The following is a 7881-nucleotide window of genomic DNA, read 5'->3' on the forward strand; positions in this document are numbered from 1 at the left end:
TGATATGATAAAATACAAATAGCAGAGCAGTAAATATTAATTTATCCTCAAGTAGAAATCAAATGACTGTTGAAGAAATAATTATAGATAAGGTAAAAATATTACCTCCTGATAAACAACAAGAGGCGTTAGATTTTGTAGAATTTTTGTTGGCTAAAATACAAAAACAAGAGCTATCTAATCAAACCCAAAAATCATGTATTTCAGCTTTAGCTATGGCTCAAGAATACGTTGGTTGTGTGGAAGCAGCCGATGATTTATCTACTAATAAAGATTATATGGATGGTTACGGTGCATGATGAGGGGATGTGTTTTACTAGATACTGGTCCATTGGTGGCTGTAATTAACCGTCGTGATAATTTACATGGTTGGGTAACATCACAATGGGATAATATTGAGCCTCCTTTATTAACTTGTGAGGCTGTAATTTCTGAGGCTTGTTTTTTGTTGCGAAATGTTTATGGTGGTCAAGATGCTGTGATAGGTTTGGTGAAGAATGGAGTTATTAAAATACCTTTTAATTTAGATGAAGAAGCCGTTATTATTGGTGAACTTCTCAAGACTTATCAATCTGTTCCGATGTCTTTAGCAGATGCTTGTTTGGTGCGGATGTCTGAGCTTTATAATGATAGTTTTTTATTAACTTTTGATAGTGATTTTCTGATCTATCGGCGCAATAAAAATCAAGTTATTCCGGTAATTATGCCACAATAGGGCGTTTGATTTTGTTCGGGTGATAATTCTCTGGTGATGTGAATGTTTCGGTGGTGTATCTGTGATGCTTCTATTGTCTTCTCTTATTTACACAATCGCTCTATTAATCCCTAGCACCGCAGGGCGGAAGTCAAAAGTCAAAAGTCAAAAGTCAAAAATAATAGTTCATAGGCTTTTTAGTGATTGAGAATGGTTGGCTTATTTACGCCGCAGTGTACTAGTAATGGTTAAGTGAGATAATATGAACTGAATCAATCAAAAATGATTAATTGCTGTTTAAACTAAGATATCTCCGCAAAATATTTTGAGCTTGTTCTAGTAATTCTGCTTCTAATTCTCCTAATTGTTGAGTTAAACGAATTTTGTCAAAAGTCATGGGTTCAACGCAGATTAAAAGACTATCCACAGAAAGTCCATTTTGCGCTGATGTAGGTACTTCAACTACCGCAGGTGAAATGCGGGGGTTATTCGGTTTTACGGAAGTAAAAGGTAAAACTGTGACTTTGCTGCGTTGGTTGTTAAACAAAGTCCCAGAAATTATCAGTGCTGGACGAGTTTTTTGAATTTCTGTACCTACAGATGGATCAAATGTTACTATCCAGATGCTTCCCATTCGGTAATCGCTATGTTTTGCCATTCACTTTCCCAACCTAATTCTAATTCATCAACCAAAGCGCAAGCTGCGGCTAGTGCTTCATCTTGTTGTTTTTCTTGCCATTGTTTCAAGAGATTTTCAATCAACGCACTACGGTTTTCAACTTTTTGGTCAATGTAATTTAGTAGTTCCTCTGGCAATGAAATTGAGATTTTAGCCATATCCTACCCACAGTCATACTATAAGTAGTATAGCTTAATTTGATATTTTTAGTCTAGTAGTTTGACCAATAATACAACCGCAAATCTACGCAACTAAACACAAAATCATCCGCGTTCATCTGCGTTCATCTGCGTTTATCTGCGTACATCTGCGGTCAAAAATCCTTAATGCACCAACTCAATAGCCCGCTTAGTCAACGCCTCCGCAGTCAAACCATTAAAAGCCATCAACTCACCCGCACTGGCGGTAGTTTCCCCACGCTTCCAGGCAAAAGAATCACGTTTTGAATTACTGCGTAACATGATAGGTTCTAACATCGCCGCAGCGCCACCTGTCACACCAATTAAGGCATCTCCACCAAACAATTGCTCAAAATCGGCATCACTTAAAAAACCGTTATCTGGTTCAGAACAAGTATCCCAAGCAGTATCATGAGGACGATATAAACGACGAGGATTGATAATAGAAACAATCTTCACCCCAATACCTTCAGTTTCTAAAAAAGCCGCCGCTTCAAACACAGGAATTAAAGTCAAATCGCCAATTACAGCAAATACAACAGTCTTCCCACCAGCCACTTCATGTAATAACACCGCACCATCAATTAAGCCTTTTTCAGTTTGGGCAAAGGTGCTACGAATTGGCAAAGGAGACTTACTAGCAGTAATGACAATGCCCTTATTTTTTGTTTGCAAAGCCCAGTTATAACAGACTTGAATACTGTTAGCATCTGGGGGAAATAATGGGAAGACATTTCCGGTTCTCATCAAAGAAGCAAAATAAGCTTCAATTTCTGGTCTTTGGTGAGTCCAACCGTTGCGTCCTTGTTCTAAAGCACCGGCTGTAAATAATGTAATTGTCGAGGGAGTTTGACGGCGTAATTCTGCCATTGCTTGGGTTACGGTTTGCCAAATTGGTAATCCATTGATTGCAAAAGATTCATAGGAACACCACAAAGTTCTCGCACCCATTAAGGATAAACCAGCGGCTAAACCTGCACAAGCATCTTCGCTCAAAGGTTCGTAAACTTGACCTCCTGGGGCTTGATTATATAAATCATCGGTGGTGGGGTGATTGATTTTTAATGCTTGGTTAATGTTAGCAATTCCTGATGCTTCGTTACCATCGGCGTTAGTCACTAGGAAGTTTTTATCTTTATTTCCGACTATTCCTACTAACCTTCCCATTGCGGTGGTAGAAACTTTTGGTTCTCCCCCAATTGCATATTCTTCTAATGGTAATTCGCCAATGTCTGCTAAGGGTAATTCAAATTCTGTCACTGCGGTTTTCGCTGCTGGTCCACCTCCGGCCCGTTCGGCATTTGTGCGGACTGTTTGCCATGCTTGGGCAGATAAAGCCCGCTTTTGTAAAGCAGTTACAATATGTGGCGAATCTAAGGTGTCTTTAGGATATAAATTATGGGATTTTGCACCTAAAGCATGAACCCCTGCCCCTTTGAGTTGTTTGATAATAAATACTGTTAATGTGCCACTTAAAGCGGAACGGGCAGCTTTATCAATGCCTACTAATACGGCTTTGGTAAATTCTAACCGTTTTTGGAAGGAGAAAGCGGTACTATCAACATAATCACCCCCTTGGTTTTGATCATCAAAATCTTTAGCATTTACTAACACGACTTCGGCAAAACCGTTACCTTTCCAGTAGGCGATCATTTCATCGTTGGTTTTCAATGATACCATGCTGTGGTGTTCTTGGCTGTAACCGTTCCACACCAACACGGGTAAGAAGTTGGTAACGGTGGGGTAAGCGGTGTTGAAATGTGCCATTGAACTCATGATATAGGGTTCACCCAGTCCCCCGTCTCCCACGGTGAAGGGGAAGAGTTTATCACGGTGCAAGAGGGCAGCAGACATGGCGAAATGTTGTCCTTGTCCCAGGGGTCCAGCCGGTGCGAGAATACCGGGAATGTAGCCGGATAGGTGTCCTAATAATCCATGCTTTTCTCGAAAGCGATCGCGCAATTGTTGTACTGTAGAAATGCCCATGTCTTCTAAAGAACGGTCTAAGAACATGGCACTATAAAAACCGGGGGCGTGATGTCCTACTTCGGTGATAATGTTTTTATGTCCCAGCATGACCAACGCTGCATAAGCTTCCGCTTGGCTGGCAAAACCGCCGGGATGTCCAGAAGCCTTACTACCAGTGACTTGTAGCGTTAGGTAGCGCAGGGCATCAGCGGCGAGTAGGGTTTGATATACTGCATTTGCATCTGTGGGGGAGGCGATCGCACTCTTGCCCGATTCTATCACGGGAGTTGCCCCATAAGTTTCAAAATCTGGCAATGCTTCCCCAAAATATTGTATCCCTTCACAAAAATTTGGAACTGCGGAAGCTGCCTTTGTCGTAATTACTGTCATGCTAATAAGTACCTTAATAAAATCGGAAAACCCGGAAATGTTTGTTCAATGTAACCAAAATTTTACATCTTTGCGGATCTAATAGTTAATCGCTTTTTCGCAATATCACCATAAGTAGGTTAAATGAACCACGAAGGTACGAAGAACACGAAGGAAGAAGGAAGAAGATAGTTATCATTAGCAATTCAGGCGGATTACCAAGAATTATCACGGATGATACCAAAAAATTAACCGCCTGTGAAGATGGTACTTAAAGGTCATCATTAATAAATTCATCAGAAACTGGAAACCAAGAATAAATTCATTAATTTTCAGTTTTTTGTTTCATCACAAGTTTCAATTACCTCAATAGTGTTTATAGTTGAAGTTGAGTTATTATATGATTAATTGTGTAATCAAACCGGGAGAAATCTATGCGAATACTACCAGGACCAAAAGTACCATCTACTATTCAAGTTTTAAACTGGATATTCAGACCAATGCCTTATATGGTGGAATGTGCTAAAAAGTATGGTGATTTGTTTACTATAAAATTGCAAAGTCACTTACCACCAATTCTATTTGTTCATTCTCCTGAAGCTATTCAGCAAATACTAAGTAATGATCATAAAGACTTGGAAGCACCAGGAGAATTGAATAGTATTTTTGAATATTTACTTGGCAAAAATTCTGTCATTTGTCTCAGTGGTAAAGAACATCAACGGCAACGCCAATTAATTATGCCACCTTTTCATGGGGAAAGAATGCGAAATTATGCTGAATTAATTGAGAATATTACGATAAAAGTTTTTAATCGGCAGCAAAAAAATCAAGCTTTTAATACTAGAGATGTTACCCAAGATATCACTCTTCAGGTAATGATGGAAGCTGTTTTTGGCATTTATGAAGGAGAACGAGCAGGAAAACTTAAACATTTACTTTGTGAAATTTTAGAACAGGGTAGCACTCCTTGGAGGGTGATTTTTCTGTATTTTCCTAAATTCAAAGAGATGTTGGGGATTTCAGAAATTTGGAAACGACAAATGAAGAAACAGGAACAAGCTGATAAACTCATTTATCAGGAAATTCAAGAAAGAAGAGAAAATTTTGATCCTCAGCGGACGGATATTCTTAATTTACTTATGTCTGCTAAAGATGAAAATGATCAACCTATGACTGATGCAGAATTAAGAGATGAATTAATGACTTTATTAGTCGCAGGTCATGAAACTACAGCTACAGCTATTTCTTGGGCTTTTTACTGGATTCATAAACTCCCAGAAGTTCGGGAAAAGCTATTAACAGAATTGGATAGTTTAGGAGAAAATCCTGATTCTAATACCATCTTTAAATTGCCATATTTAACTGCTGTTTGCAACGAAACACTAAGAATATATCCTGTAGCCATGCTAACTTTCCCCAGAAAGGTTAAAACGCCTATTTCTATTTGTGGTTATCAACTTGAACCAGGTACAGTTATCATGGGTTCAATTTATTTAACTCATCACCGCGAAGATATTTATCCTCAACCGGAAAAATTTAACCCAGAACGTTTTTTAGAAAGACAATTTTCACCCTATGAATTTCTACCTTTTGGTGGTGGTTCTAGACGTTGTATAGGTTTAGCATTTGCTCAAATGGAAATGAAATTGATATTAGCTAAAGTCATGAAAACATGGTCTATGCAACTAGTTGATACCCACGAAATCAAACCACAAAGACGGGGGTTAGTTACAGGTCCAAATAGTCCTATAAATTTGGAAATTCAAAATACTCGTCAACCAAAATCTGCAAATTTAGAACCAGTAAAAGTTTAATCTAGTCAATTAAGATCCCCGACTTCTTATTTTATCTTGTAAATAAATTCTGATTATCATATAAAAAGTCGGGGATCTGGGTTTATCATCTATTTTTTTAATACTTGCGCTTCTACTACTACCCTTATAGGAAAAAATATTAATTTAATTTTTGTAGGTTGGGTTGAACGAAGTGTTCGCGTAGCGTGCCGAAGGCATAACCCAACATTAGAAGAAAGATGGTCAGGGGTGTTGGGTTATCGCTTCGCCACACTTCGTTAACGTTCCTTAACCCAACCTACAATAAATATTGTTTTACATAAAGGAAACGGTAGAGCCATACTTGCTTGCATCCTCTAAATATAATAATATAAAAAAGCCAGGTTTTTATATCATAAGAGATATGCAAGAATACGACGTTATCATCATCGGCGCTGGACACAACGGTTTAGTTTGTGCAGCTTACTTACTCAAAGCAGGTTATAGCGTCCTTCTATTAGAAAAACGTCCTGTTCCGGGTGGTGCAGCCACAACAGAAGAATGTATTCCAGACAAAGCACCAGGTTTTAAATTTAACTTGTGTGCCATTGACCATGAATTTATTCATTTAGGTCCAGTTGTAGAAGAATTAGAACTAACAAAATATGGTTTAGAATATCTAGAATGTGACCCAGTTGTATTTTGTCCTCACCCCGACGGTAAATATTTCTTAGCTCATAAATCATTAGAAAAAACCTGTGCGGAAATAGCTCGTTACAATGAAAGAGATGCTAAAAAATATGCCGAATTTACAGATTATTGGCAACGGGCAATTAACGCTATGACACCCATGTTTAATGCTCCACCCAAATCAATTATAGATATTTTTGGCAACTACAATCTTCAACAGGTTAAAGATTTATTTTCTGTAGTGGGTTCTCCCGCAAAAAGCTTTGATTTTGTGCGAACAATGCTTAATAGTGCCGAAGATATTCTCAATGAATGGTTTGATGAAGAATTTCTCAAAGCACCCCTAGCTAGACTCTCTTCTGAATTAGGTGCGCCACCTTCTCAAAAAAATCTCGCTATTGGGGTGATGATGATGGCCATGCGTCATAATCCTGGCATGGCTAGACCTCGCGGCGGTACAGGTGCATTGGTGCAAGCATTGGTGAAATTAGTTAATAGCAAAGGTGGGGTAATTCTCACAGACCAGCACGTAGAAAAGATTTTAATTAATGATGCTAAAGCTGTCGGTGTCCGGGTAGCTGGCGGTAAAGAATTTTTGGCTAAACATGGCGTAATTTCTAACATTGATGCCCAAAGATTATTCTTACAAATGACAGAAAAAAGTGATATTGATGCCGTTGATCCTGATTTATGGGAAAGATTAGAACGCCGCATTATCAACAACAATGAAACTATCCTCAAAATAGATTTAGCATTAGATGAACCCTTGCATTTTTCTCATCATGATCATAAAGATGAATATCTCATTGGTTCAATTTTAATTGCTGATTCTATGAATCATGTAGAACAGGCTCATAGTAAATGTACATTAGGCGAAATTCCCGATTCTGACCCCTCCATGTATGTGGTCATGCCTAGCGCCCTTGACCCCAGTTTAGCACCACCGGGAAAACATACTTTATGGATTGAATTTTTTGCACCTTATCAAATTGCTAATGCAAACGGCACAGGTTTAAAAGGGACAGGTTGGACTGATGAATTAAAAAATCAAGTTGCAGATAGAGTAATTGACAAATTAGCAACTTATGCCCCCAATGTGAAAAAAGCAACTATCGCTAGAAGAGTGGAAAGTCCAGCAGAATTAGGAGAAAGATTAGGCGCATACAAAGGGAATTATTATCATATTGATATGACTATGGATCAAATGATCTTTTTCCGACCTTTGCCAGAATTAGCTAATTATAAAACCCCCATTGATAATCTCTTTTTAACAGGTGCAGGAACACACCCCGGCGGTTCAATTTCCGGTATGCCAGGACGCAATTGTGCAAGGGTATTTTTGCAGAATAATCAACCCTTTACTCAAGCTTTAAAGGATGCCGGAAACTCGATTAAATCTACAGTTGGTTCTGTATTTGGGATGAATTAGTTAATCAAGATGTAGGGTGCGTAACGCAGCGTAACGCACCAATTTTTATACATCAAAAAGTTGTGATTTTTAAAATAAATTAAAAACTCATATTTATT

General features: G+C 38.4%; 7 protein-coding genes. 4 read left to right on the top strand and 3 right to left on the bottom strand.

Going from position 1 to position 7881, the window contains the following annotated elements; all coding sequences use genetic code 11:
* Positions 1 to 62: 62 nt before the first annotated feature.
* Positions 63 to 299, top strand: a complete 237-nt coding sequence (locus CA730_RS17280) for a DUF2281 domain-containing protein (protein ID WP_096669160.1) — start codon at positions 63 to 65, stop codon at positions 297 to 299.
* Complete coding sequence (locus CA730_RS17285; protein ID WP_231939870.1) at positions 296 to 715, top strand: type II toxin-antitoxin system VapC family toxin; 420 nt, start codon at positions 296 to 298, stop codon at positions 713 to 715. The genes CA730_RS17280 and CA730_RS17285 overlap by 4 nt, the downstream gene beginning before the upstream one ends.
* 265 nt (positions 716 to 980) lie before the next feature.
* Here the strand turns inward: CA730_RS17285 and CA730_RS17290 are convergent, their stop codons facing one another.
* From CA730_RS17290 to CA730_RS17300, 3 genes are all read right to left on the bottom strand, one after another.
* Positions 981 to 1352, bottom strand: coding sequence for a type II toxin-antitoxin system PemK/MazF family toxin (locus CA730_RS17290; protein WP_228039348.1), 372 nt, complete (start codon positions 1350 to 1352; stop codon positions 981 to 983).
* Positions 1310 to 1531: a ribbon-helix-helix domain-containing protein gene (locus CA730_RS17295; RefSeq protein ID WP_053538672.1), complete on the bottom strand. Its 222-nt coding sequence runs from the start codon at positions 1529 to 1531 to the stop codon at positions 1310 to 1312. Before CA730_RS17295 ends, CA730_RS17290 begins: the two co-directional genes overlap by 43 nt.
* Before the next feature lie 165 nt (positions 1532 to 1696).
* Positions 1697 to 3910, bottom strand: coding sequence for a phosphoketolase family protein (locus CA730_RS17300; RefSeq protein ID WP_096669166.1), 2214 nt, complete (start codon positions 3908 to 3910; stop codon positions 1697 to 1699).
* 413 nt (positions 3911 to 4323) lie between these two features.
* On the opposite strand from CA730_RS17300, the gene CA730_RS17305 reads away from it, so the two are divergent.
* Together CA730_RS17305 and crtO are read left to right on the top strand one after the other, a co-directional pair.
* A complete protein-coding gene (locus tag CA730_RS17305) occupies positions 4324 to 5706 on the top strand; it encodes a cytochrome P450 (RefSeq protein WP_096669168.1) in 1383 nt (460 codons plus the stop codon).
* A 382-nt stretch (positions 5707 to 6088) separates the two neighbouring features.
* The gene (gene crtO / locus CA730_RS17310) at positions 6089 to 7783 is read left to right on the top strand and encodes a beta-carotene ketolase CrtO (protein ID WP_096669170.1); all 1695 of its coding nucleotides are present in this window, start codon (positions 6089 to 6091) and stop codon (positions 7781 to 7783) included.
* Positions 7784 to 7881: the final 98 nt, after the last annotated feature.

The organism is Dolichospermum compactum NIES-806 (genome assembly GCF_002368115.1).
Taxonomy (GTDB): Bacteria; Cyanobacteriota; Cyanobacteriia; order Cyanobacteriales; family Nostocaceae; genus Dolichospermum; species Dolichospermum compactum.

Coding starts and splice junctions, on each gene's coding strand:
- CA730_RS17280 (WP_096669160.1), top strand. CDS start 63: ATGACTGTTGAAGAAATAATTATAGATAAGGTAAAAATATTACCTCCT.
- CA730_RS17285 (WP_231939870.1), top strand. CDS start 296: ATGATGAGGGGATGTGTTTTACTAGATACTGGTCCATTGGTGGCTGTA.
- CA730_RS17290 (WP_228039348.1), bottom strand. CDS start 1,352: ATGGCAAAACATAGCGATTACCGAATGGGAAGCATCTGGATAGTAACA.
- CA730_RS17295 (WP_053538672.1), bottom strand. CDS start 1,531: ATGGCTAAAATCTCAATTTCATTGCCAGAGGAACTACTAAATTACATT.
- CA730_RS17300 (WP_096669166.1), bottom strand. CDS start 3,910: ATGACAGTAATTACGACAAAGGCAGCTTCCGCAGTTCCAAATTTTTGT.
- CA730_RS17305 (WP_096669168.1), top strand. CDS start 4,324: ATGCGAATACTACCAGGACCAAAAGTACCATCTACTATTCAAGTTTTA.
- crtO (WP_096669170.1), top strand. CDS start 6,089: ATGCAAGAATACGACGTTATCATCATCGGCGCTGGACACAACGGTTTA.